We start from the raw sequence: 26,037 nt of genomic DNA on the forward strand, positions 1-26,037 counted from the left end.
GCGCAGCCGTGATCCCGGCCTAGCCCGCGGCTGATCCGGCGCGGAGGGTCGCAACGAAGTCCGACGACGACATCCAGCCGACGTCGAATCGCACAGCCGTCGTTCGCACTTCGCCGTCGTCGGTGACGACCACCCAGTCTTGCTGGAACAGGGTGTCGTTCGAGCGAGTTGCCGCGGCGAGCGCACAGGCGACGAGGCCAGGGTCGGCGGCACCTTTGTTGGCGTAGAGGTTGATTAGCTTCAGGTCACCGATGGGGACCTCGGCCATGATCTCCTGGATCACCGTCAGTGCGTGGACCGTCATGGGCTGAACGAGCGACTTCAACTGCTCGGCGTCGGCTAGGTCGCGTGACTCCCACAGCACGTCTTCGGTGATGCCGCACCGCGCCCGCACGAACCGGCCAGCCCGCTCAGACCTGGTGAGTCGGCTCACTGCGTTGGTGTCGAGCAGGTAGTGAACGTCGCTCATCGCGACCGCTCCAAACGGGCGCGGAAGTCCGGGATCTGGGCCGGCTTGATGTTGTTCAGGCAGGTGACGCGGCAGAACTCGCCCGGCGTGATCGTGCCCTGATCCAGCAGCGCGAGCATGCGCCGCGAGAACTCCGCGCCGCTGTATCTACGGATGGCATTGAGCGGGTTGGCCCGGCGCGGGGTCCTTTCCTCCCTGCCGAGAAACTCGGCGCGCAGCTCGCTGAAGAAGTCGGCCGCGAGGTCACTCTCGACCATGCCCAGCCGACTCGCGCGCATCACGAATGCGCTCGGAGTGACCTTGAACCTCGCGGCGTGGTCGACCACCTGATCAAGGGTCGCCACCGTGAGGGCGCGCACCTCTGATGCAGGCATGAGGACTTCTTGGGCGACTAGGTACTCCCTGTCCTTGATGAACTCCGTCGTGTGGTCGTCGTAGGTGACCGGCGCGAAGCGGCCGAACCCGACCAGGCACGCAAGGAGGACCAGCGTGAACACCTTCCGTCCGTCCGGCTCGAAGGACTCGCCAGCGTCGCCTCCGGTGAGGAAGATGTAGGGCACTTTCTTGTCCTTGACGCACAGCCCGCTGAACTTCACGCCGTTGAGGCGTTGCGGCATGTACTGCTGCTGCTGACTACGCGAGACGTAGAGCTGCTGCGCCTCGAACTTCTTGATGAGCCACTCCAGGGCTTCGCGCTTCGTCTCGATCGCGCGGAGTTGTGCGGTGTCGATCCCGAAAGTGGCGCGCACGTGCGCCGCCGCGGCCCCGTTCGACCTGGCTCGACCCAGCGAGCCGATGAAGGTGTTGTTGGCGAGCGAGTCGTGCTCCTTGAGAAACTCCTGCTTGCGCAGGATGTCTTTCACGATCAGCTCGACATCGCGTACGTCGACAGGGCTACGAGAGTTCATCGAGAACTCCCGCTTGCTGATGCCCGCCAAGAGGGTGTCCGACTTGTGCTTGAGCTGGGCGTCGACCACGGCGCGCGGCGCGAAGAACAACGGATAAGGGATCTCAGCAGTCCTACTCAGTTTGATGAGCTCGGACAGCGCGATCTTCCCGGCCAGCAAGGCGTCTCGAACCGGGGCCCGATCGTGAGCCACCGAGTTCTCCAGCAAGCTGGTGAAGGTGCTTCGGTCTATCTCGACGCTGCCGTCGTGTGCCGTCACCTGAATCGTCATTGCGTCCCCCACGGCGCATCCCTCGCTCTCGTGCCACGCTGCGAGAGCAATCAGTCCTGCAAGACGCACCCTAATCGAGAGCGTTGGGCTGTCCGAAGGTTTGCGGAAACTCGACGAGATGGGGCGGATGGCGACCAGAACTCACACACCCGACGCGCGGTCGACACGACCGCCGCTTCCGTTGCCGCATGCTGCGACCGCATCATTCACCTCAGCGACGGCCGGATCGCGTCGCAGTCGTAGATGACCTACCCGCGGTCGAATCGCCCGAGCTCTGTTCTCGCCGCCCTGCGGGGCGCAACCGCGCGGGCGCGTTCAACCCACCGCGCACGTTCAATGCGGCAGATCCGGACGTCGACTGAAGTGGCTAGCGCGCATGTGCGGGCCCGCCATCGCACATCAGATGTCAGGCAACGGTTCACCGGGATCTGGGCCTCGACCCTGTTCAAGCCAGTGCGCATACCGTCGAAGCTGCTCCTCAAGCGGTCCTCGAATGTCTGCTGCGTACTGGTCGAGGCTCGCAACTTCTCTAGCAGCGCCCTCGCTCGTAAACAGGAGACGCGCGGTGTCGATCCACGCAAGTAGTTGGTCTCTGTCGCGCCACCAAACGCGTATCGACTGCAGGGTCCAGTGCTGATCCCCATCACAACCGTAGGCCGCAAACGGGTCGTCGTAGGCGGCGTCGACGAGTTGCAACACCTGCCGAGCGCTCGCGGGTTGTCTGAACACGAACTCTGTCCAGTTCTCATTGACCAGAATGAGATCGGGCGCGACGTGCCGACCGCCACCACACGTGTCCGTCTCTGACGTATAGAACGGACCTGGCAAGTTGCGCCAATCCCGCTGAGGCCAAGCGCCAGTGAAGATCGTGCGCTGATCGTTCGATCCCGGTGACGTCCACGGAGCACGGCGGCCGCGAGGTGGCCCACCCAGGACCTCGGCGAGGGCCGAGGTCGGATCCCAGTACGTCGACATGCCCGAACGCTCGCACATCGGCATGCCCGGTCGCAGGGGTCGTAGACATGGAGGTTCGCAAAACCGTCGCGTGAGCAGTCGTGAGCGCTGGAGGTAGATGTGGTGGACCCCTACGACGAGCGCTGTTCCAGAGTCTCCAAGACGAACTGGCACCACACGTGCGCTGCCCCGACCGCAAGCCGGGCGTGACGGGGAGTCACCCAAGTAGGCACCTCCGTCTGCCCATGGCCGGTTCCGACTTGGTTACGCAGCTCTGCCATGCCCACCCCAATCCGCGAAACCGCACTCAACAGAGTGCGGATGCCGACTGCGTTTTCCGCGCCCTCGTTCACCTGCTTGGCGTTGATGCCCAGGGCTGTGTGTGCCTTGCTCACGAGGCTGGGCAAGTCGTCGCTCTTGCCGTACTGGACCCCGCACCTCATCAGGACCAACTTTGCGGTGGACTCGACAAGCTCCTTGGCAGACCCGACCGCGAGCCTGGGGTCGTCGTCGAGGTTGCGCTCGATCCGATCCAGGTGATCGCGAATCGCACCGGGGTCCGAAAGGGCCGTAAGGGCCTCATCTGTCAGCTTCGGTCCAACCCCTCCGGAGGACAGAGCATCCAGGCGATCGTGGATCGGGTCGAACAGATCGGCGAGCAGATCGCGACGAGCCTGCCACCCGCCAGGTCCGGAAGCACCCTTGCGGATCCAGTAGTTCCGGAAGCTCTCGAAGTCCCGAAAGCCGAAGTCGATGCTGCGCATCCCAATGCGACCCAGAACGGCCTTCAAGCTAGCCAACAGCTTGCGTGCCTCGACGTTGTCGAGCTCGCTGCCGTTGGTGCCGAACCTCTGATACTCGTCGTGAGCGAGCTCGGCCAGCGCTTTCGCGATCTCAGGGTCTGACCAGGACGGAGTAGGTGCTGCTGCGATCTGGTCGAGCAGGTCCGTGTGGAGCCGCGTGACCTCCGTGGATCCCCACGGGCTTGTGTCCGTCTCAAGAGTGAAGAACTCGCTGCTGTCCACGCCGTCATGGTTCCAGCCCCTGCGGGATATCCGCTGCACCGCGGCCGGTTGTATCCCGGAATCGCCACCGGCTGGTTCGGCAACGTCCGCATCTCGGCATGTCCGGATGTTCGAGCAGTGCCCCGGCAGGCGGCGGAATGACGCACCCTCATCGCCGCGGATCCGGACGCCTACGAAGGCTGACAAAAGGCATATCAAACCGAGAATCCACGGAGCTTCTTAAGTCAGGTTTGCTGCATGGATTGGGACTTCCAGATCGGCTAGGACGGCGGGTTCTGGCTGGAACGATGTTCACGTGGCTGGTGGGTATCCCAAAGAGGTGAAGCCTGCTTCGCTAACCGACCACGTAGTGAAAGGCTTACCCCATGGCGTTCAACAAGCGACCCACCAAGGAAGCCGTACCAACCGACCCGGCCCACCTGTACCGGATGCTCGCTGCCCAGAACCCGGACGCCCCTGAGAACCTCTGGTACCACCAAGGCGAGGTCCTCTCCACCTGGCACACCAAGCACCACGGCGAGTCCGACGTCGCCCTCGAACTCCCCACCGGCGCCGGCAAGACCCTCGTCGGCGGAGTCATCGCCGAATTCCAACGACGCACCGCCAACGAGCGCACTGCCTACCTCTGCCCGACCCGGCAGCTCGCCCGCCAGACCGCAGAACGCCTCAACACCTACGGCATCCCAGCCGTCGCGCTCACAGGCAAGTCCCGCAACTGGCCCGACGCGGACACCGCCCGATACCGCTCAGGCATGGCCGTTGCCGTCACCACCTACGCGCACGTGTTCAACGCCTACCCGGCCATCGACGACGCTCAACTCCTCATCCTCGACGACGCCCACGCAGCAGCTGACGCCGTCGCAAGTCCGTGGAGCCTCAACATCGGCCGTGAGGATCACCACGCCACCTACATGGAGGTCATCGGTCAACTCAGCGAAGGCCTCGACCCCCTCGTCGTGACCCGCCTCGGAGAGGATAGCGCCGACCAGAAGTACCGAACCTCCACTTACCTCGCCTCACCTGTCGCAGTCCGCGCCACAGCAACCGAAATCGGCAAGATTCTCCGCGGAGCTGCCTCGGTCCCCGAATACGCCGCACTCTCCAAGTCCGCCACGTACACCCTGCGGCTCATCGAAGACCACATTGAAGCGTGCCTGTTCTACGTCTCCCACCGCGAAATCCTCATCCGTCCCCTCATCCCGCCGACCGCCAACCACCCTGCGTTCGACACCCCCGCGCGCCGCATCTACATGTCCGCCACCCTCGGCGCCGGCGGTGAACTTGAACGCGCCTTCGGTCGCCGCAAGATCACCCGAATCCCCATCCCTTCCGGCTGGGAAAAGCAAGGAACCGGCCGACGCCTCTTCTGCGTCCCCGACCTCACCAGCGATATGTCGGGCAACGGCCCCGCCGTCGCCGAGTGGGTGAAAAGCGAAATCACACGCCACGGACGAGCCGTTCTTCTCACCCCAGACGGACGCACGGCCAGCCAGGTCACATCCATCGTCGTGCCCACCGGCACCCCGACTCTCACCGCCAACCAGGTCGAAGACGACCTCAAGGTCTTCACCAACCAAGACAAGGCAGTCCTCGTACTGACCAACCGGTACGACGGCATCGACCTGCCCGACAACGACTGCCGACTCGTCATCCTCGCCGGATTCCCCACTGGCGGAGACCTCCAAGAGAAGTTTCTATACTCATCCCTCGGCGCCCACGAAGTCCTGCAAGAACGCATCCGCGCCCGACTCGCCCAGGGTGCCGGCCGCGCCACCCGAAACTCCCGCGACTACGCGACCGTGATCGTCCTCGGCACCAACCTGATCAAGTTCGCCACCCGCAGCGACGTCCGCTCGGCCATGCACCCCGAAATCCATGCTGAACTCGAATTCGGCTGGCTCCACAGCATGGACACCTCTTCCGCGGAGATGACCGAAAACATTGACCTGTTCCTGGAGCACGACGACGACTGGCGAGAGGTCGACACCGACATCGCTAACATGCGCGAAGACGTCGAACGTCGCGACCCGCCCGGCACTGCCGAACTCGCCGCAGCCGCCCGCGCCGAGGTCGCCGCATGGGACGCCCTCTGGGCCGGCGAAACCGAACTCGCGCTCACCCAGGCCAAGGCCGTCATCGACGCCATCGGCGGCGCGCGCGCACCCCAGCGCTACGCCGCAATGTGGAACTACTTCGCTGCCTGCTGGACCTCGAAGCTCGCATCCAGGGCCACCCCAGCCGAAGCCGCCAAGCTCCAGGACGCCATCCGCGCCTACTACAAGGCCGCACGCGCCTGCGGCCGTGGAACCACCTGGCTCAGTCACCTCGCCTCACCGGCCGACGAAGTCCCGACGCCCGCCGCAACCGAGCTCGACAACCTCGACGCCGCAGCAGTCCAAGGCGTCCTTACCCACCTGCCGAACCATGGCAAGCAGTCGAAGTTCGCACCCTTGGTGGAGGAACTCCGCACCAACGTCCGCGTCGCCGACGCCATCCCCTTCGAGAACGCACTCGTCACCATCGGCACGCTCCTGGGCGCATCCGAATCCTTCGGAAACGGCGGCGCATCCGCAGCGCCCGACGCCGTGTGGATGTTCGGCAACCAGATGTGGGTCAGCCTCGAAGCCAAGAGCGAAGCGAGTCCCACAGGCGAGACCGGTGCCACTTATGTCCGCCAGGCCAGCGACCACCTCCGCTACACCGGCAACGACCGGAAGGAACCGATCCCGGGCGGCTCGGTCGGCTTCCTGGTCACCCCCGAGGCGACCGTCCACTCAGCCGGCGTCAAGCTCGCCGAACCACACCTGTACCGCCTGCGCCCCGACCGCATGGTCGACCTCGCAGACCGCGCCATCAGGGCCTGGGGCGTCATCCGGGCGGTACCGGGTATCGACGAAGATGGCGTGGCTAAGGCCCTACGAGACGAACGCCTCCTCCCATCCCAGTGGGCCGTCGACCTGTGCACCGAAGCTGTCGCCGACCTTTGACCGTCACCTGCCAGACACCTACCGGCGGTCACGCACCCCATCGAACCCAGCGATGAGGGTCTCGTCCGGGCGCCGCGGCGAAGCACGTGTCTTGCACGCGAAGTGGGAAATCCCCACGTCTGCGCGTGCAACCCCCCGTCGCGTACCAAGGCGACGTCAATCTGGTCGAATCGGGGCGCTTCCCGATGCCTCGGATACACGCCGTGACGGCTGGTGCGTGTGTTGTAGCGGTTCCGCGTGTTCTTGGCGAGGCGGGCGGGCGGCCTAGCGCTGCGGTGGTGGGGGCTCGGGTGCTCGTGCTGTTGGGCTAGCGGTACGGTCGGTGTCTGGTCGCAGGGAGCTGACTGCGACTGTTTCTGGCGCGTGGTTGGACTCAGAATCTGTGTCGAGGATTGCGGCGAGTCGGTAACGAAGGTCCCTGGCGGGCCGGTCGTCGAGTGGCGAGTCTCCGATGGCAATCCTGATCGTCGTCTCAACGTCGTCGCACAGGTACTCGGCACGTTGGATCGCGTCAGCCGTAACAGGCCAGTCGGGCTGCCCCACCAGTCTGGTGTCGAGGCTGTGGGCGAGCGGAGCCCATCGTTGGGCTGGAGGCCGGGTGGATGCGGTCTGCATGCGCGCCTGGACGTGGCGGACGTTGGCTAGGTCTAGTTGGGCGGTCTGCCGTGGGTCGAGGTTCCATGCCTTCACGGCGTCGCGGAGCGCTCGAGCTGTATCGGGTTGGGGGAGGTCGAGCCGGGTGCTGATGCGGTCGGCTCCACCCGTCCAGGCGTGCCGGGGGCGGGCTGCGAGTACGCGTGTGGCTGCTTGGTAGGCGTCGTCGGGTGGAAGGTTGGCAAGGCGTTCAGTGATCAGGCGGTCGCCGAGCGGCAGCGCTCGGTCGAGAGCGGCCGTGAGTGCTGCGGGGCCGGCGGACGTCATGAATGCTGCGGGATCGAGGCCGAGGGGAAGGCGGGCGTAGGTGGGGTCGAGTCCGTGGGGGGTGAGGATCCAGTAGTCGCGTTCTGCGGCGACCTGGCCGGCGAGGTCGGCGTCGGTCGCGATCACTGGCGCGGCGGGGCCCATCCCAACTGGGCGCGTGGCACGCGTGATGGCGACGACCTGTCGAGCTTGTTCATCGGTCAGCGCTGTTCCGAGCGGCGCGAGGCCGAGGTAGCGGCCTGCGGTGGCGAGGGTGACGGCGATGGCGTCGATGGGGCCTTCGACGATGACGGGGATGGCGCCGTCGATGATGAGGTCGTCGGAAGCGCCGTACAGGTGGGCGCCCTTGTGGAAGAGCGGGGTGTTGGGGGTGTTGAGGTATTTCGGTCCCACCTTCCCGCCATGGGTTTGGTCGTCGGCCAGGTCGGGATGGCGTCTGCCGACGAATCCAAGGATCTCGTCGTGGTGGGTGATGGGGAGGATGAGACGGTCGCGGAACCGGTCGAAGAGGTGGCCTCGTGATGAGGTGGACGCGAGTCCGGCGGCGAGCATCTCAGCGTCGGTGACGCCTCGAGTTCGGAGGTGGTCGACGAGCTTGGTCCAGCCGGCGGGGGCGTGCCCGGGACGGAAGTGTGCGTCGCCTGCGAGGTCTACCCGGACGCGTTCGTGGAGGTGGCGTCGTCCCCACGAGTCGTTGAAGTTGGCCTCGAAGTAGGACTGAGCGAGTTCGTTGACCTGGAGCATGCGTTCGCGGGTGACGGGGGAGAGGTACCAGTCCTCTGCGCGCCGGAACATCACCCGCAGTTCAGCCGAGGTGAGTTCGAGCGGCCCGGTGCTGAGGTCGCGGACGAGGCCCGCCATGGTGAGGTCCGGCTCGACGAAGGCCTGCGAGTCGACGTCTGTCTCGCAGTCGCCGGGTACGGCGGGTGCCCCGCTGTTGGTGTCGGCACCGACCGGCTCGAAGTCGTCAATCCCGTCGAAGTCACGGTCGTGATCGGCGGGGAACTGGACGTAGGTCCCGGGGTCGACCTCGACACCGGACCACAGGTCCGCGGGCGGCGGGTCGAGCTGGTCATCAACCGTTTTCTCGTCAGGGACGGGGTCGAGTGCGATCGAGGTGTGCCAGACCAGCACCTGGCATTCATCCATCCCCGTTTCGGCGAGAGAGGTGCTGCCGCCATCGACGGTCTTTACTGCGCGGCCGCCGAGCAAGTCCTCGAGTCGCCACCCACGCTCGATCGCGTGGTCGATATTGGTGACCAACGCGGGCCACCAGGTGCTCGTCCGGATGCGCTCGGTCAGGTCGACGCCGAGGAGGTCAGGCATCATGCAGGACCACGGGCCGGAGGCACGTGCCGCGTCCGGGCTGACGATGTGGGCGGCCACGGCGGGGGTGAGGTGACGTGCCATCCGCCACCACAGAGCGGCAGCAGCGTGGTCGTCGGGGAGTGGGCTGCCGGTGGAGGCTGCGTTCCGCAGCAGCTGGTGCGCGGGCAGACTTGCTCGCGACATCGCGGCCAGGCGTTCGGCGAGCAGGGGCGTGAAGTCGTCGTCGTGGATCTGTGGTGCGAGCGAGACGAGGAGGTGGCGCCACTCGGAGAGGGCAGGGGTGCTGGCGGCGGTGATAGCGCGTACGAGCTGTCGCTGGTAGGTGGCGGCGGCCTTCTGGAGCTGTCGCGGACCTGTGGGTCGGCGATCGTCATCGGCGACCTGCATCGCCGCGCGCCAGACCTCGACGTCACAGATGGCGTGGAGATTGGGGAGGACGCCGTTCTGCGCCCAGACGGGCGCGCTGGTCTGCTCGGCGACCTGGGCACGCACGTCGGCGACGAGAGTCTCGAGCAGTTGTGCCCGCTGGGTGAGGTAGCGGCCCCATTGGGAGTCTTCGGCGAGTAGCCGTGGAATGCCCGGCATCCACGGCATCGGACCGGGACGCACGCTCGATGGCGGCGATCCGAGCGGCGGGGGACGCGTGGTGGCGTGGCTGGCGGTGGCGGTGTCGATGTCGAGTCGCCAGTCGAGCACGGCGGCGCGGTCGGTGGCCGTGTTCAGTTCGCCGGCGGTGGCCGCTCGTGTCAGGAGCGCCACGGGGTTGTGGCCGTCGGCTGCGAGGAGCAGGAGATGGGCGCGGAGGGTCGGCCACGCCGGCTCGTCGGACAGACCTGGCACGACGAGGTCGGCGGTGACGTCGAGCGCTTCGACCACGTTTCGTGCGGGAGCGTTGTCTCCGGTTGCCGCGCCACGATCGTCGGCGGCTTCTGCGGTGGTGCTGGCGGCTGGATGGCGACGAAGGATGTCTTCGGCCGCGACATGGAGGCTGTCGAGGTACCGCTGCGCGGCCAGTCCTAGCCGAAGGGCGGGGTCTGCCTGCTGGTGGAGAAGGCTGGTGGCCGAGTGCTGGGTGTCGTCGCGGGCCAGGACCCTCTCAAGGATGTCGGTCGGCGTGCGGGGATGGATCAGGGTGGGGTGGATGACGGTGTGGGGGTCGCCGTCGCCGACGATCTGGAGGTAGAGGTGGTTGGCAGCCGACCCGCGGGTGAGCATCGTGTAGAGCTGCTGGCGTGACTCGGCGCCGGTGGCGAGGCCATGCATGGTGTCGGCGGTGACACCTTGGGCGGCGTGAACTGTGCAGGCGTAGCCGAGGCCGGTCGCGCGGGCGACGTAGTCGTGGGGGAGCCGGATCGTGCGGTGGTTCCGGATGTGGCGCGCGGTGAGGTCGCCGTTGTCGTGGATGCGGAGCACGGTCCACCTGTCCCCGTTCTTGACCCAGTCGGTGGAGAACGTGCGCAAGCGGCGGTCGTTCTCCCGGGTGATGATCAGATCTCCGGTAGACGCATCGTTGTCATCGCCGAGCCGAGCGGTCGGGCCGGCGATCGGACGGGGCGATCCGGCGCTATCGGAGGATGACTGGTGGAGGCGGTGTGCTCTGGCGCGTCGGTTCAGGTCGCTGACGAGCTCGCGGGTCGGGGCGAGCATGATCGAGTCACGGCCGTCTTCGCTGTCGGAGAGCCAGGCGTCGAAGATGTCCTCGCTCAGAGCGGTGAGGTTGCCGACGTGGATGCGTTGACGGTCGAGGTAGAACCCGAGCGCCTCGGTCCTGCCGTCGCGTAGGGCGAGGGATGCTGCTCCTTCGGCGGGGTCGGTGAACCGGACGAGTTCGCTGAGCTGGAGGGCGCCGTGGGTGGTCTGGATGTCGCGGAGGACGCCGCCTGCGCCGATGGCGGTGAGCTGCTGGTTGTCGCCGATGAGCCGGACGCTGCCGCCGCGCTCGAGGACGTAGGAGACGGCCGTGTCGAGGGAGAGGGTGTCGGCCATCCCGGCCTCGTCGATCACCACTAGCGTCGTCGGCCCGATGTCGGCGACCCACTCCGGCATCCCTGCGACGGCCGCAGGGGGGTGTGGGGTTGAGGCCGGGAGTGGGCCGGCTGCTGATCCGCCGCTCGTGGCGTCTGGTCCTTGCAGGGCGTGGGTGAGCATGGCCAGCGTCTCGGTCCGCACCCCTGCATACACCCCCGTGTGCGCCGCTGTGGGTGCCGGTGTCGATCCGTCGACAGATGCTGGTGGGGAGGTGATGGCGGTGCGGAGGGCGTCGGCTGCGGCGGCGGACGGGGCGAGCCCGACGATGGTGCCGCCGGCGTCGGTCCATGCGCGGGCGAGTGCGCGCATAGCGGTGGTCTTGCCGGATCCGGCGGGCGCGATCGCGAGCTGCAGCCGAGCCCCAGAGGTGGCCATCTCTCGTACGAGAGTGGCTTGGCCTGCGTTCAAGGTGACGCCGTTGGCGGTCGACTCCAGGAGCGCCAGGTCGACCGTGCTGGCGTCGACGGTGTGGCCGTCGCGGCGGCCGGCGGCGTCAACCAGTCGTTGTTCGGCAGCCATGATCCGCTCCGAGGCGTAGAGCTCTGAGCCGGCCGAGGAGTAGACCGAGGTTCCGTCTGCGCGGCGCAGCACGTCGGGCTCGACGATCCCGTCTGCATCCGCCGAAAGGCTGATCGCGGGTCGTGCGAGGGACACAGATCCGGTGTCGAGGACCTCGCCGACCAGCAGGTCGACGGCCCGGGCGACCTGGTGGGTGGGCACGGTCGCGGAGCGAACCTGACGCTGGGCTTCGGCGTAGACGTGCCAGTACTGCCAGGTGCTGCGTGCCTGTTCGAGCGTCGTGGTGATGCGGTCGGCGGTCGCGGCGAACCATGCCGAGTCCGCCGCCACACCTTCGCCCGCCGTCTGCGACAGGCCGATGTGCGTGGGGTTTAGTGCGGTGCGCACCATCGCGGCGACCTGTGCGGGGGTGCCGAGCACTTCGATGGCCTCGCGGTTCCATGCCTCGCGTTGCTCGGCCAGCGAGCGGGGTTCGTGCTTGGCGTCGCGGGTCTCGAGGGTCGCCTGTTGGGCGAGTTGGAGGGTCTCGACCGGAGTCGGGGGCCGCCCATGCGTGGCTTGGAAAGCCCCGGCCAGGACCGCGCGTCGGGCCTCGACGCTGGCCCGTCGTTTCGAGAACCGGGCGTTGAGACGAGGGTCCACTCCCAGGATCTCCCGCACTGGGCGCTTGTTCCGGCTACCGCCGGTCGTGGTGTCCGGGCGTTCCTCGAACCGGACTCCGAGTGTGTCGGTGAGGTGGCGTTCGAGGGCGGTGTTGTAGGTCTCGGAGGCCGACACGATGGCTTTGTGCAGCGGTCGTCCGTCGATCGCTAGCCACTTCCCAGCCCCGGATTTTCCGTTGCGTGGGGTGAGGGTTTCGACTTTGTTGGCGACGGCGACGTGGGTGTGGAGGTCGGGGTCGCCGGCGCGGGAGTCGCGGTGGGTGAATGCGGTCGCGACGAGTCCGCGGACGTCGACCTGGCGCACACCGTTGGCTCCCTCGCGGGTGTAGAGCGCGGTGGTCTCGAGGAAGGTGAGGGCGTCGTCGACGGCGGCCTGGTGGGCGCGTTCGATGGCAGCCGCAGTGGTCGGGTCGGCGATCGCCCACAGCGTCGAGACGCTCTTGACGGGGGAGAAGGTGAGGTCGTACCCGGCGACCGCGGTGGTCTTGGGGCGGGAGTGCTTGGCGATGGTGGCGGCGAGCTCGCGTGCGCCGTCGGGGCCGGGGGAGGGGTCGCGGCCGTGCTCGGCGCGGAAGAAGTCGCGGGCGACCTCGGTGCGCACCCGGGCTCGTTCGGCGGCGGGGACGGCCCAGTCGGGCCGGACCCCGAACTCGGAGTTCAGGGCGGCTAGTCGCTTGGCGACCTCGGTCCGGAAGGCGCTGACGTCGTGGTCGTACACCTTGAACGGCGCCCCAAGCCTGGCCGCTGTCCGGTAGTCCGCCTCGGTGGGGCGGGGGAGACCGGGACGGCCGATGCGGACGTCGAGCGCGTGGGTGCGGTCGGTGGCGAGGGGGTGGTGGCCGGCGCCGAACAGGTTCTGCATCTGCTCCGCGGTGACGACCTCTCCGGCGTCGAGGCCGTCGATACCAGCCATCCCGGAGCCCATCCAGACGCCGGGTGTCTCGCCCTTCTCGGTGTAGTACGAGGCGAGTCCGACGTGCCCCTTGTCGGTGGCGTCGAGCGCGGCGACCTGCCGGGTCAGGTAGTCGTATCCCGACCCGGCCGTGAGCTTGTGCAGGCTCATGGTCACCCGCACCTACGTGCCCGACTCGACCCGCGAGGGTCACCCCGCGGTAAGCACGCGGGGGTGGGGGACGCTGAGCGTCATCGGAGGGGCGTACCGGCAATGCAAGAGGTGTGTGGCGCTTCGAATCCGGCATTGACGTCGGGGGTCGGGATACGCACGGACTTTCGAGGAGAGCCTCGCGGCGGTGTGTCCGCTAGTGGGGTGTGGGTAAGCGCCGACTGCATCCATCTGTCGTAGGTGAGCAGGCACGAAACGGAAGGGTGAGTTCTCGATGACAAAGCAAACGATGCGACAAGTTGCCAGGCGGGACGCGCGCTCGATCGCGGCCAGGCGACGGGCCGAAATGCTGGAGCGCAGTAGACGGCTCGAGGAGTTGGCAGTTCAGGTGATGAGCGCAATCGGAGAGCGCGATCTGCTCTCGGCGGTGGCCGAACGAAAGGCAGGAGAAGCCTTACGGCAGATGACGGCAGCGGAAGGGCTGACCATCCGCGAGGCCGTCGAATGGTGTGGCAGCAGTGTCAGTCTTCGCGAAGCGACCAGATTGTGGAAACTCGCAGAGATCAGCGCACACGCGTCGCAATCGAGCGTAAATCCCTCATCCCGTGCCGAGACCACTGAGCAGCCCTAGCTTTTGACTTCAACAGGTTGTGCCGCGTTCGGTCAAGTGTGTCTCGTGAGACGCCTTCGTCGTGGTGCGTTACGGCGCGCTGGCGACGGGCAACACGTCAAAACTGCGATCCTTCGCTACTTCGGTATGCGTCGAGGTGGCAAACGCGACCACGCATCTGGACGCTCGTACGCGAGCCGATTGTCCGATCGCGTCGCGACACGCAGCCCACATCGTGTGGGAAGTGGCGCCGAGCAACTCCTCCAGCCCTGAAACGGGGCCAAGCGCGGCGCCAAACCTCCGAGTCGGCGACCGAGGTGATTGACGTCACTCACAGCACATGTGAAGGTGTTCCTGATATCGAACAGGCGATTCGTAAATAGGAACGTGATGTCATGCAGAAGCGAGCGACAGCCCTGTGCGCCGGGTTGGTGGTAACCGCGGCGTGTGGGTGCGCCCAATCCACGGTCGGCACGGTGGAGACCTATCCGTCCGGCACGATCCGGATCATCGCGCCGTTCGCGGCCGGGGGCATCTCGGACGCGACCGCCCGCGTCGCAGGCTCGTGCCTTGAGGAGGAGCTCGACGGGACCTTCATCGTCGAGAACCAGGACGGAGGTGGCGGTGCAATCGGCATGACCCAGGTCGCGCAGGCCAAGCCGGACGGCTCCACCCTGGCCGTCTCGTCGATGTCCACCGCTGCTCTGGTCCCCATGACGACGGACGGCGCGGAGTTCTCGGGAGACAGCTTCACCCCGGTCCGGGGCATCACCCTCGCGCCCTCGGTGCTGGTGGTCAAGGGATCGTCCTCGTGGCAGGACGCGGACGCGGTGATGGCAGCCGCTGAAGCCGAGGACGGCAAGTTCTCCGTCGCCATGCCCGGGGCGCGGGGGATCTTCGCCCTGACCATGGACGCGATCACGGACGCTGGCGGTCCCGAGTTCACCACGGTGCCGTTCGAGAGCAATGACCAGTCGGCGGCCGCGGTGCTCGGCGGCAACGCCGACAGCGCCTACCTGAGCACCTCACCCACGCTGCTGGAGCAACTCGAGTCGGGCGAGCTCCGGGCCGTGGCCACCGGTGCGACGGAGCCCGTGGACTTCCTCGAAGGAGTGCCCACCTTCGCCGAGGTGGGGTACGACGACCTGCCCGGCTCGATGGTCAACGTGGCGCTGCTCGGTCCGGCAGGCCTCGATGCCGGAATCCGCGACATGCTCGAGGGGGCTCTCGACGACTGCATCGCATCCGGCGCCGCGGACGTGCTCGGTGAGGAGTTCGTGCGCGACGACGACGCGGGGCACGAGGTGCTGGGCCAGGAGTTCGAGACGGCGGAGAGCCAGTGGGCGGAGGCGTTGAGCCGATGACCTCACTGACTGCAGAAGAAGGTGCGGAGCGCTCCCACCGTTGGGCCCCGCTGCTGTTGCTGTGCGGGGGCGTGGTGGCGGTCGTTGCCTCGGTACGCCTCGGACTGGGCGACGTGACCCAGCCTGGTCCCGGCGCGTGGCCTCTGCTTGCGAGTGTCGGGGTTGTCCTCACCTCGGCCTGGCTGGTGGTGACGGGCATAGAGGCCCCTGAGGAGACCGACAGGTCCGACCTCGCCCACGTCGGGCTGGCGGTGGCATCGACCGCAGGATTCGTCGTGCTCCTGCCCCTGATCGGTATGCCGGTGCCTGCGGCCCTCATGATCACCGCCTGGATGCGCCTGTTCGGCGAGACCTGGCGTCTGGCGATGCTCACCGCGGTCCTCGGGACGGTCGCCCTGCAGGTGGTCTTCGTCGACCTGCTCGGCGTATCGCTGCCCGTTGGACCTCTGGCCCCCGGAGGGTGGTGACGACATGGACTTCTCCGGAATCCTCGTCGGGGTCGAGACGACCCTGACTCCCTCCAACCTCCTGTTCGTCCTGATCGGCGTCCTCGTGGGCATGGTCATCGGCGTCATTCCTGGGCTCGGCCCGACGGCGACCATCGCGCTGCTGCTTCCCCTCACCTACGGCCTCGATCCCGCCACGGCCGTGATCATGCTGGCGGGCATCTACTACGGGTCTATGTACGGCGGCACCATCACCTCGGTCCTGCTCCACCTCCCGGGAGAGGCAGCATCGGTCGTCACCACCTTCGACGGCTACCAGATGGCCAAGCAAGGACGCGCCGGCCCAGCGCTCGGGATCGCCGCGATCGGATCCTTCATCGGCGGGCTCGCGTCCGTTGCCGGACTGGTGCTGGTCGCTCCACTGATGGCCGGGTTCGCGCTGCGGTTCGGGCCGCCCGAGTTCACGGTGCTCGCCCTGCTCGGCATCGTGCTCGCTGCCTACCTCGCGTCGCGACGCTTCGCTGCGGCCCTGGCCATGGCGGCATGCGGTCTCGTCCTGGCCACGGTCGGCCAGGACTCGATCGAGGGCAGCCCGCGCTTCACCTTCGGATCGCTCAAGCTTCTCAACGGTCTGGACTTCGTCGCGGTGGCGATGGGGCTGTTTGGCCTTGGTGAGCTGCTGCACACCCTCGACCGCTCGCGCCGAGGCACCGGTGAGGTCATCCCGGTGGGGCACGTGATGCCGTCTCGTGACGAGCTCAGGCAATGTCGGGGCCCCATCGCGCGAGGCAGCGTCATCGGATTCGTGCTCGGTCTCCTGCCCGGCGGTGGCGGCATGGTCGCCTCGCTGTCGTCGTACGCCGTCGAGAAGCGGCGCTCCCGGACCCCGGAGCGATTCGGGAAGGGAGCCATCGAAGGCGTCGCCGGGCCGGAGACGGCCAACAACGCGGGGTCGCAGTCGTCGTTCATCCCGTTGCTGACGCTCGGCCTTCCGCCCAATCCGGTGCTCGCCCTGATCCTCGGAGCACTGCTGATCCAAGGCATCACCCCGGGTCCGCGCCTGATCGAGGACCACCCCGACATCTTCTGGGGCGTCATCGCCTCCATGCTGGTCGGCAACGTCATCCTGCTCGCGCTCAACCTGCCTCTGGTCCGGGTCTTCATCCGGATCCTCGACATCCGGGTCGCGATCCTGGTGGCGCTCGCGGTCGTCGTGACGATGCTGGGTGTCTTCAGCATCAACAACAGCATCTTCGACCTGTGGGTCGTGCTGGCGTTCGGACTGGTGGGCTACGGGATGCGCAAGGTGGGCTTCGAGCCCGGCCCGCTGGTCCTGGCATTCGTCCTCGGCGCGCTGCTCGAGCCGGCCGCGCGCCAGTCGCTCCTGCTCAGTGGAGGGGACCTGACGGTGTTCGTCACCCGGCCGATCTCCGGCTCGATGCTCGCCCTTGCCGCACTGGTTGCGATCGTCAGCGTCGTTGCCGCACGTCGCCGCCGCGCGCTGCTCGCCGATCTCCCGGTGGACGAGTCTGAGCCGTCCGCCGTCGAGGACAAGGAGGAGGCCCGATGACGGTACGCAAACTCGTCGCGCGGGACGGGACGGACGGGGGGCCGCTCGCCGGTATCACGGTCGTCACGATCGAGCACGCGGTAGCCGTTCCGATAGCAACGAGACAGCTTGCCGACCTCGGCGCCCGGGTGATCAAGGTCGAGCGGATCGACGGGGGCGACTTCGCACGCGGGTACGACGACGTCGTCGGCGGCAAGCTGTCGAGCGTCTTTCTCTGGGTGGGCCGCAGCAAGGAGTCGCTGGCTGTCGACCTGAAGTCCGAGGAGGGCCGGGAGGTCGTGCTCGACCTCATCGACACCGCTGACGTCTTCATGCAGAACCTGGCGCCGGGTGCCGCCGAACGACTTGGCTTCGGCGCCGATGCGCTGACCGCTCGCAACCCACGGCTGATCGTGATCTCGAACTCCGGCTACGGAGAACCCGGCCCCTACGCCGGCAAGCGTGCATACGACGCGCTTGTCCAGGCGGAGTCCGGCACGGTCGCGGTCACCGGGACGCCCGACGTGAGGGTGAAGCCCGGATTCTCGGCCTGTGACGTCGCTGCCGGGATGTACATGGCTCAGGCCGCGCTCATGGGCCTGTTCCAACGCGAGCGAACGGGGGCGGGCACGGTCGTGGATGTGGCGATGATCGACGCGATGACCGACTTCATCGCGAACAACATCTACTTCACGCAGCACACCGGGCATCCGCCGGAGCGACTCAACCTCGGCCACCCGTCGCTGGTTCCCTACGGCGAGTACCCGACGCGGGACACCCCCGTCGTCGTGGGTGTGCAGAACGACCGTGAGTGGCGAAGGCTCGCCGAGCACGTCCTCGGCGACGTCGACCTGGCGGACGACCCGCGCTACGCGACCAACGTGGCGCGCGCAGCTCGACGCGCCGAGGTCGACGGGATGGTGGCCACAGCCTGCGCTTGGCGGACGAGCCGCGAGCTCACCTCCGTCCTCGACGACATCGGCATCGCCTGCGCTCGGGTCAACGACCTCGAGGACGTTGCCACCCATCCCCAGCTCGTCGAGCGCGACCGCTGGGTCGAGACCCCGACGCCGATCGGCCCGGTGCCGACGCTGCGACAGGTGATCACCGAGCGCGGACGCACCTACCCCGTACGACCCGTGCCCGGACTGGGTGACCAGACCCGCCAGATTCTGGCCGAGCTTGGCCGCGACCAGGCCGCCGCGGACGACCTGGAGAGCAGGGGAGTGGTGCTCCGCAGCACGGCGTCCTCACCCGCGAGCCGACGTGCACCCTCCTAGGATGACGCCGGGCGATCAGTGAGGAGAGGTCGATTTCGTGAGCGCAGAAGGTCACCGGGGAGTAGGTCGCGCGCTGATCGCGCTCGAGCGCGTCGTGGCATCGCCTGAAGGACTCTCCCTCGGCGAGCTCGCACGCGAGCTTGACGCGCCCAAGTCTTCGCTGCACCCGCTGTTGCGTGCGCTGCTGGTGCGCGACTACCTGGTGTACGACGGATCCCGCTACCGCGTTGGCCCGGCGATCGGCACGCTGGCCGCGGCACGTGGCCCCTCCATCGTCGCGGTCGCCGGCCCGTTGATGCAGGACCTCGTCGACCAGTTCGACGAGACGGTGATGCTCGGCGGCATGGTGGGGGAGACGCTGGTCTATCTCCACACGGTCGAATCCAGCCAGATGGTCCGCTATTCACCGCCGAAGGTCCGGCCGCCGACCGAACGTCCATCGTCCATCGGCAAGCTCTACCTCGCGCAGCTTCCGGAGGCACTTCTGGAGCGGCATCTGCAGGAGCACACCAGGCCGGAGGAACGCGATGGCCTGCGGCAGGAGGTGGTCGAGGCGCGAACCACCGGACTTGCCTACAACCACGGCGAGACGTTCCCCGACCTGAGTGCGGTCGCTTCGGCGATCTTCGGGGAGCTCGGACTGACTGCTTGCCTAGCCATCGGAGGGCCCACCCGCCGCATCGAGGCCCGCCGCGACGAGATGGCTGAGGCTCTTCGGGGAGCAGCGAAGCTGATCGCAGACGGCCTTTCCTGACAGTCGGACGTCTCACAGACCGCCTTCTGCTGTGGCGATCCACAGTTTTCGTGGGAGCCGCGATGGCCGGCAAGGCCGGGGCCGGGCACTCTGGGGCCGCACCACGGGACCGGATCGAAGAGGAGCGAGCAACGTGGACGATCTGAAGGACCTGACCATCGCGATCCTCGGCGGCACCGGCCCGCAGGGGCGCGGTCTGGCCCGCCGCTTCGCCGTCGCCGGCCTGACCGTCGTGCTCGGGAGCCGGACTGCCGAGCGCGCCGAGGCGGCGGCTGCCGAGCTCGCCGAGGCCACCGGTGGGGCGGTCAGCGGAGCGTCCAACGCCGACGCCTCTGCGCAGGGCGACATCGTGCTGGTCGTCGTGCCGTGGGACGGCCACGCCGAGCTGCTGGAGTCGCTCAAGGGCGAGCTGGCCGGCAAGGTCGTGGTCGACTGCGTGAACCCGCTCGGGTTCGACAAGCAGGGCCCCTACGCCCTTCTCGTGCCCGAGGGTTCGGCCACCCAGCAGGCGGCCGCGATCCTCACCGAGTCGCGGGTGGTGGGCGCGTTCCACAACGTCTCGGCAGTATTGCTGGAAGACCCTTCGGTGGAGTCCATCGAGACCGACGTTCTCGTGCTGGGTGACGACCGTGAGGCCACCGACGCCGTTCAGGCCCTCGCCGATACCGTTCCGGGCATGCGCGGTGTTTACGGCGGCCGGATCCGCAACGCCCATCAGGTCGAGGCGTTGACGGCGAACCTGATCTCGATCAACCGGCGCTACAAGGCTCACGCGGGCGTGCGGGTCACGGACGTCTGAGTTGAGTCCCGCGATGACCGGCTCCCCGTCCGATCGCCCGCCCTCCCGGGAGGTACGCCGCGCACTGGCGCGTGTCGAGCGCGGTGCGGCGGTCGACGTGGCGGAGGCGACGGCGCTGCTCGCTGCGACGGGCGAGGACCTCGACCGACTGGCTTCAGTCGCGGCTCGGGTGCGGGGCGCAGGTCTGGTGGCGGCGGGGCGACCCGGCGTGGTGACGTACTCGCCCAAGGTATTCGTCCCGATCACGCGCCTGTGTCGGGACAGGTGCCACTACTGCACGTTCGTCGAGACGCCGGGGCACGCCGCGCGCGAGGGTCGGGGTCCCTTCCTGTCGCCGGACGAGATCCTCGACGTGGCCCGGCAGGGTGCGGAGATCGGCTGCCTGGAGGCGCTGTTCACGCTGGGTGACCGACCCGAGGAGCGGTGGCCCGAGGCGAAGGAGTGGCTGGACGAGCAGGGCTACGACTCGACGCTGGCCTACGTCCGCGCGATGGCGGTGCGGGTGCTGGAGGAAACCGGGCTGCTGCCGCACGTGAACCCGGGCGTGATGTCGTGGGAGGAGCTGACGCGGCTCAAGCCGGTGTCGCCGTCCATGGGGATGATGCTCGAGACCACCTCGCGGCGGCTCTTCGAGACCAGGGGCGAGGCGCACTTCGGCTCGCCCGACAAGGATCCGGACGTCCGGTTGCGGGTGCTCGAGGACGCGGGCCGGACCTCGGTGCCGTTCACCTCCGGGCTTCTGGTCGGCATCGGCGAGACCCTGACCGAGCGGGCCGAGACGATCTTCGCGCTACGCGCGGTCGCGCGTCGCTACGGCGGCCTCCAGGAGGTCATCGTCCAGAACTTCCGGGCCAAGCCCGACACCGCGATGCGCCACACCGACGACCTCGACCTCGACGAGTACCGCGCGGCGATCGCCGTCACCCGCATCGTGCTGGGCCCGAAGGCGCGGGTGCAGGCGCCGCCCAACCTCACCGACCTGACGGAGTGCGCGGCGCTGCTCGACGCCGGTGTCGACGACTGGGGCGGGGTTTCGCCGCTGACGCCCGACCACGTGAACCCCGAGCGCCCGTGGCCCTCCCTCGACCGGCTCCGGTCGTTGACCGCGGAGGCAGGGATGGAGCTGCGGGCGCGGCTGACCGTGCACCCGGAGTACGTCGTCGGGTCGCTGCGCGACGGGCAGCCGTGGCTCGACCCGCGCGTGCACGCCCACGTCGCCGCGCTCGCGGGTCCCGACGGCCTCGCGCTGGACGGCGTACGACCGACGGGGCTGCCGTGGCAGGCACCCGACGGCGGGCTCGAGTCGGCCGGCCGCACCGATCTCCACGCCTCGATCGACACCGAGGGCCGCACGCACGACCGGCGGGCCGACTTCGACAGCGTGTACGGCGACTGGGAATCGGTCCGCGACGCCGCCGCATCGGCCGCACCGGCAGTCGCGATCAGCGGAGACGGCTGGGCTGCATTGCGGGCGGCAGAACGCGACCCTGCCGGCCTGTCCGACGAGCACGCGCTCGCGCTGATGACCGCCGAGGGCGATCTGCTCGACGAGGTGTGTCGGCTGGCCGACGACCTGCGCCGCGAGGTGGTCGGCGACGAGGTCACCTACGTCGTCAACCGGAACATCAACTTCACCAACGTCTGCTACGTCGGGTGCCGCTTCTGTGCGTTCGCGCAGCGGCGTACGGACGCCGATGCGTACTCCCTCTCGCTCGACCAGGTCGCCGACCGCGCGGCGGAGGCGTGGGACCTCGGCGCGACCGAGGTGTGCATGCAGGGCGGGATCGACCCCGAGCTGCCCGGCACGGCCTACTTCGACCTCGCCGCGGCGGTGAAGGCGCGGGTGCCGGAGATGCACGTGCACGCCTTCAGCCCGATGGAGGTCGTCAACGGGTCCAACCGCACGGGCCTGTCGTTCGAGGACTTCCTGATCAAGGTGCGCGAGTCCGGGCTCGGGTCGATCCCGGGCACGGCGGCGGAGATCCTCGACGACGAGGTCCGCTGGATCCTGACCAAGGGCAAGCTGCCCACCGCGACGTGGATCGACGTCATCAGCACGGCACACCGCGTCGGGCTGCCGTCGAGCTCGACGATGATGTACGGCCACGTCGACAACCCGCGGCACTGGGTGCAGCACCTGCGGGTGCTCTCCCGGATCCAGGACGAGACGGGTGGGTTCACCGAGTTCGTGCCGCTGCCGTTCGTCCACACGAGCTCGCCGATCTACCTCGCCGGCGTCGCCCGACCGGGACCGACGATGCGCGACAACCTCGCAGTCCACGCGATGGGCCGGATCATGCTGCACGGCCGGATCAGCAACATCCAGACGAGCTGGGTCAAGCTCGGCGTCGACGGCACGCGCGCGATGCTGCGCGCGGGCGCGAGCGACGTCGGCGGCACACTGATGGAGGAGACCATCTCCCGGATGGCTGGCTCCGAGCACGGCTCGGCCAAGACCATCGCCGAGCTCACCGACATCGCCGCGGGCATCGACCGACCGGTGCGCGAACGCACGACCACCTACGGCACACCGGCGAGGGCCGCGTGAGCGGTCTCCTGCCAGGCGCTGCGTCGTTCGTTGTTCTCGCGAAGGACACGACCGAGGCCAAGACGCGACTCACCGCGGACCGTCACGTGGCCGCACGGGTGGCGGTGGACCTGGCTGACCACACGATCGCGACGGCACTGAGGTCGCGCAGCGCGCGATCGGTCTTCGTGGTGACGAGCGATCCGCTCATCGCTCGACGGGCTTCCGCGGCCGGAGCCGTCGTCGTCCCCGAAGGGCGACCACTCGGCGTGAACGCCGCCGCCGCTCTCGGCCGGAGACGCGCCCTCGCCACGCACCGTACGAGTCCAGTGGCCATCCTCGTCGCCGACCTCCCTGACCTGACTTTGGGTGACCTCGACTCGGTCATCTCCGAGCACGCAGACGTGGGAGAGCCGATCTTCGTCGCCGACCACCTCGGGTCCGGCACCACGTGCCTGGTCCACGGTGCCCGACGACCAGGGCTCGCGTTCGGACCGGACTCCGCACGACTGCACCGGCGTCTGGGGTACGTCGCAGCGCTGCGGCCCCTTCGAGGACTGCGTCTCGACCTCGACACCCCCGATGACCTCGGAGCACTGCGAGGTTCCCTCCTGACCGTCTGACTGTCGTCAGGTCGCCCGGGTCAGTCCGATGCCCCGGGCGAAGGCCCGGATCTCGTCGATGAAGATGTCCGGCACCTCGGCGGCCGGGAAGTGCCCGCCGTGCTCGAGCTCGCTCCACGTCACGAGTCGTCGATAGCGCCGTTCGACGGCGCTCCGAGGTGGCTGGATCACATCGGCACCGAAGATCGAGCAACCGGTCGGCACCTCAGTGACGGCACGACCGAGGTCCGAGCGCAGCCCCTCGGCGTACATGCGGGCGGCTGACGTCGCACTTCTCGTCAGCCAATAGACCGAGGTGACATCCAGTACGGCGTCGTCGTCGAGGAACGATGACCGGTCAGGGTGCCAGTCCGACCAGGCGTCCAACTTCTCGGTGAGCCACGCCAGCAGCCCGACGGGGGAGTCCTCGAGGGAGTAGCCAATGGTCTGGGGCCGGGTCATCTGGAGGAGGGCATAGGCGTAGCCACTGCGCCGGAATGCACGCTCGCGCTCGGCTCCTGCGCGCCCTAGCTCCGTTGTCACCGCTGCCCGGTCCTCTTCGGTGACCTGCACGAGCGGCATGCTCAGGTGCAGTCCGAGCAACCGATCCGGGTGCCGGATCGCCAGCTCGGTGGACACCGATGCACCCCAGTCGCCACCGTGGGCCACGAAGCGGTCGTGGCCGAGCGCGCTCATCAGGGAAACCCACGCGTCCGCGGTCCGCGCGGGACCCCATCCCGGTTCAGTCGGCTTGCCGGAGTAGGCGTACCCGGGAAGGGACGGGCACACGACGTGGAAGGCAGGCGCATGGTCCGAGGCCTGAGTGAGACGTTCGACGACCCGGTCGAACTCGTAGCAGGTGCTCGGCCACCCGTGGCCGAGCAGGAGGGGCACGGCCGCGGGGTCGGGGGAGCGGAGGTAGACGGCGTGGTGCAGCACGCCGTCGACCTCCAGCCTGATCTGCGGGTGAGTGCGCAGGCGTTGCTCCAGTCGCTCGAAGTCGTAGTCCCTCTCCCATCGCGACACGAGATGCTTCATGCGCTCCAGCGACGTGCCGTGCCCGGGGTCCAGCGAAGCGGACGGCCAGCGCACCGAGGCGAGTCGGCGGCGCAGGTCGAGGACGTCGTCGGCGGCCACCGCGGGTTCGAACAGCACGCGTCACCTCTACCTCCACATGCGTGGGCGTGGCCATGCCAGAGGGTCCGGCGTGGTGGGGAGGTCCACAGTGGCCGCGAGATCAAGGCCGTGCGCCAGCCGGTCTTCGTGCCTAACGTCGCCACGTGGACATTGACGTCGAGAGCCTTTACGACCGCCCGGCCACGGGACGTTGGAACCGGATGGTCCTGGGTGACGTGCTCGAACGCATCACGTGGAGCCAGCCCGATAGGGAGGCGATCGTGGGGTGGTCGGGGGCGTTCGGGTCGCCGCGGTTCGAGCGCCTGACCTACCGGGAGGGGGACGAGGCCGCCAACCAGGTCGCGCACGCCCTCCTGTCAGCCGGGCTCGAGCGTGGGGCGCGGGTGCTGCTCTACTGCGAGAACTCCGTCGAGGCCGTGGTCACCATGCTCGGGATCGCGAAGGCAGGCCTGGTGTGCGTCCCCCTCAACCCGCTCCTGGCCCCGGACGTCGTCACGTACGCCATCGAGCACGTCGGCGCGACGTTTGCCATCGTCGACGCCGAGCTGTGGCCCCGAGCCGAGGCAGCCTTCAGTGAGTCGGGGCTCGCGCCCTCAGTGACCATCCCTATCGGCGGTGGCGCCGTCGAGGGGACCTTGCTCTTCGAGGACTGGATCGCGGACCGGCCGACGACGGACGTGGACATCGCGATCCACGCTGACGACATCTGGAGCCTGATGTTCACGTCGGGGACGACGGCGATGCCCAAGGCGTCGATGATCAGCCACACCTATGGCTACCTCGCGTCGTACACCTACACGCTCTCGACGACCCGGGGTCTGCGCTACGAGGACCAGCTGCGAACGGGCACCTTCCTCCCGATCGTCTACCACGTCGGCCACTACGCGGTCCTCTTCCAGTCGTGGTTCGCCGCCGGAACAGCCGTGATCGGCAGGCGTCCCAACCCGCCCGAGCTGTCGAAGGCGATCGCATCCGAGCGGATCACCGCGGTCTGGGGAGGCTCCCCGGCCTTCCTCCAGGCCCTGGTGGACGCCAACGATGCCCAGGGCGACGACCTCTCGACCCTCACTGTCGTCTTCTTCTCGTGGGGCGCCATGCGCCCGGACCTCATCGCCCGGCTCAAGGACAAGGCACGCAACCCCGAGCTCACCGCCCTTGAGGTGTTCGGCCAGACCGAGTCGCTCTCGTGCTACCGGTTCTATCCGGACCAGCACCCGGAGAAGCACGAGCAGTCCATGCACGGGGTCAACTACGTCGGTGTTCCGAACCCGATGCTGGCGGCCAAGGTGATCGACGCGGAGGGCAGGCTCCTGCGGGACTCGCCGGGCACCGCCGGCGAGGCCGTCTACCGCTCGCCCGCCATCACGGCCGGCTACTTCCGCAACGAGGAGGCGACCCGCGAGGCGTTCGAGGGCGGATGGTTTCACTCCGGCGACAGCTGCACCTACGACGAGGACGGCCTGCAGATCATGGTCGACCGGTTCAAGGACATCGTGAAGTCGGGAGGAGAGAACGTGTCCAGCCTTCGGGTCGAGACGGTGGTCGCGCAGCACCCGTCGGTCGGCCGGGTCGCGGTCGTCGGCGTGCCCAGCGACCGCTGGGGAGAAGAGGTCACGGCAGTGATCGTCCCCGTCGCAGGTGCCGTCCTGGACCCGGACGAGGTGATCGGCTTCGCCAGGGAGAGGCTGGCCGGATACGAGGCCCCCAAGCGCGTGGTCGTCGTCGACGCGCTGCCCGAGACGGTCGGCGGCAAGATCCTCAAGTACAAGCTCCGATCGGAGCTGGCCAGCCCGACGACCTGAGCGGTTCCGCACCTCGGAACGACCGGTGGCAG

The 26,037-nt window shown here is 68.1% G+C and carries 16 protein-coding genes; 11 read left to right on the forward strand and 5 right to left on the reverse strand.

Annotated elements, in window-relative coordinates:
- Nucleotides 1–19: 19 nt before the first annotated feature.
- The 3 genes from J2X46_RS15825 to J2X46_RS15835 all read right to left on the reverse strand — a co-directional run bounded on the left by J2X46_RS15825 (nt 20) and on the right by J2X46_RS15835 (nt 3,626).
- Nucleotides 20–469 carry a hypothetical protein gene (locus J2X46_RS15825; RefSeq protein WP_310252209.1) on the reverse strand — a complete coding sequence of 150 codons (450 nt, stop codon included), beginning with the start codon at nt 467–469 and terminating at the stop codon, nt 20–22.
- Complete coding sequence (locus tag J2X46_RS15830; RefSeq protein ID WP_310252211.1) at nt 466–1,647, reverse strand: hypothetical protein; 1,182 nt, start codon at nt 1,645–1,647, stop codon at nt 466–468. The genes J2X46_RS15825 and J2X46_RS15830 overlap by 4 nt, the downstream gene beginning before the upstream one ends.
- A 1,085-nt stretch (nt 1,648–2,732) precedes the next feature.
- Entirely contained in the window at nt 2,733–3,626 is an 894-nt protein-coding gene (locus tag J2X46_RS15835) for an abortive infection family protein (RefSeq protein ID WP_310252212.1), read from the reverse strand.
- A gap of 365 nt (nt 3,627–3,991) precedes the next feature.
- Between J2X46_RS15835 and J2X46_RS15840 the strand changes: the two genes are divergently transcribed.
- Nucleotides 3,992–6,613, forward strand: coding sequence for a DEAD/DEAH box helicase (locus J2X46_RS15840; protein ID WP_310252214.1), 2,622 nt, complete (start codon nt 3,992–3,994; stop codon nt 6,611–6,613).
- A 264-nt stretch (nt 6,614–6,877) separates the two neighbouring features.
- Here the strand turns inward: J2X46_RS15840 and mobF are convergent, their stop codons facing one another.
- On the reverse strand, nt 6,878–13,135 hold the full coding sequence (gene mobF, locus J2X46_RS15845) for a MobF family relaxase (RefSeq protein ID WP_310252216.1): 6,258 nt from the start codon (nt 13,133–13,135) through the stop codon (nt 6,878–6,880).
- A gap of 274 nt (nt 13,136–13,409) precedes the next feature.
- Here mobF and J2X46_RS15850 point away from each other — a divergent pair, with 274 nt between their 5' ends.
- The 9 genes from J2X46_RS15850 to J2X46_RS15890 all read left to right on the forward strand — a co-directional run bounded on the left by J2X46_RS15850 (nt 13,410) and on the right by J2X46_RS15890 (nt 23,087).
- Nucleotides 13,410–13,766, forward strand: a complete 357-nt coding sequence (locus J2X46_RS15850) for a hypothetical protein (protein ID WP_310252218.1) — start codon at nt 13,410–13,412, stop codon at nt 13,764–13,766.
- A gap of 455 nt (nt 13,767–14,221) precedes the next feature.
- The gene (locus J2X46_RS15855; protein WP_310252220.1) at nt 14,222–15,109 is read left to right on the forward strand and encodes a tripartite tricarboxylate transporter substrate binding protein; all 888 of its coding nucleotides are present in this window, start codon (nt 14,222–14,224) and stop codon (nt 15,107–15,109) included.
- On the forward strand, nt 15,106–15,576 hold the full coding sequence (locus J2X46_RS15860) for a tripartite tricarboxylate transporter TctB family protein (protein ID WP_310252222.1): 471 nt from the start codon (nt 15,106–15,108) through the stop codon (nt 15,574–15,576). The genes J2X46_RS15855 and J2X46_RS15860 overlap by 4 nt, the downstream gene beginning before the upstream one ends.
- Nucleotides 15,577–15,580: 4 nt before the next feature.
- Nucleotides 15,581–17,125, forward strand: coding sequence for a tripartite tricarboxylate transporter permease (locus tag J2X46_RS15865; protein ID WP_310252225.1), 1,545 nt, complete (start codon nt 15,581–15,583; stop codon nt 17,123–17,125).
- Nucleotides 17,122–18,384, forward strand: coding sequence for a CaiB/BaiF CoA-transferase family protein (locus tag J2X46_RS15870; protein ID WP_310252227.1), 1,263 nt, complete (start codon nt 17,122–17,124; stop codon nt 18,382–18,384). The genes J2X46_RS15865 and J2X46_RS15870 overlap by 4 nt, the downstream gene beginning before the upstream one ends.
- Before the next feature lie 37 nt (nt 18,385–18,421).
- A complete protein-coding gene (locus J2X46_RS15875) occupies nt 18,422–19,138 on the forward strand; it encodes an IclR family transcriptional regulator (RefSeq protein ID WP_310252229.1) in 717 nt (238 codons plus the stop codon).
- 133 nt (nt 19,139–19,271) lie between these two features.
- Nucleotides 19,272–19,937 (forward strand): NADPH-dependent F420 reductase, encoded by a 666-nt coding sequence (npdG, locus tag J2X46_RS15880; RefSeq protein ID WP_310252230.1) that lies wholly within the window; start codon nt 19,272–19,274, stop codon nt 19,935–19,937.
- 13 nt (nt 19,938–19,950) lie between these two features.
- Entirely contained in the window at nt 19,951–22,485 is a 2,535-nt protein-coding gene (locus J2X46_RS15885) for a bifunctional FO biosynthesis protein CofGH (RefSeq protein ID WP_310252231.1), read from the forward strand.
- Between the two features lie 308 nt (nt 22,486–22,793).
- Nucleotides 22,794–23,087, forward strand: a complete 294-nt coding sequence (locus J2X46_RS15890; RefSeq protein WP_310252233.1) for a hypothetical protein — start codon at nt 22,794–22,796, stop codon at nt 23,085–23,087.
- 6 nt (nt 23,088–23,093) lie between these two features.
- On the opposite strand, the gene J2X46_RS15895 is transcribed toward J2X46_RS15890, so the two are convergent.
- A complete protein-coding gene (locus J2X46_RS15895) occupies nt 23,094–24,221 on the reverse strand; it encodes an epoxide hydrolase (RefSeq protein WP_310252235.1) in 1,128 nt (375 codons plus the stop codon).
- A gap of 125 nt (nt 24,222–24,346) precedes the next feature.
- Here J2X46_RS15895 and J2X46_RS15900 point away from each other — a divergent pair, with 125 nt between their 5' ends.
- Nucleotides 24,347–26,005, forward strand: coding sequence for an AMP-binding protein (locus tag J2X46_RS15900; protein ID WP_310252237.1), 1,659 nt, complete (start codon nt 24,347–24,349; stop codon nt 26,003–26,005).
- The last annotated feature ends 32 nt before the right edge of the window (nt 26,006–26,037 follow it).

It is taken from the genome of Nocardioides sp. BE266 (genome assembly GCF_031457855.1).
GTDB lineage: Bacteria > Actinomycetota > Actinomycetes > Propionibacteriales > Nocardioidaceae > Nocardioides.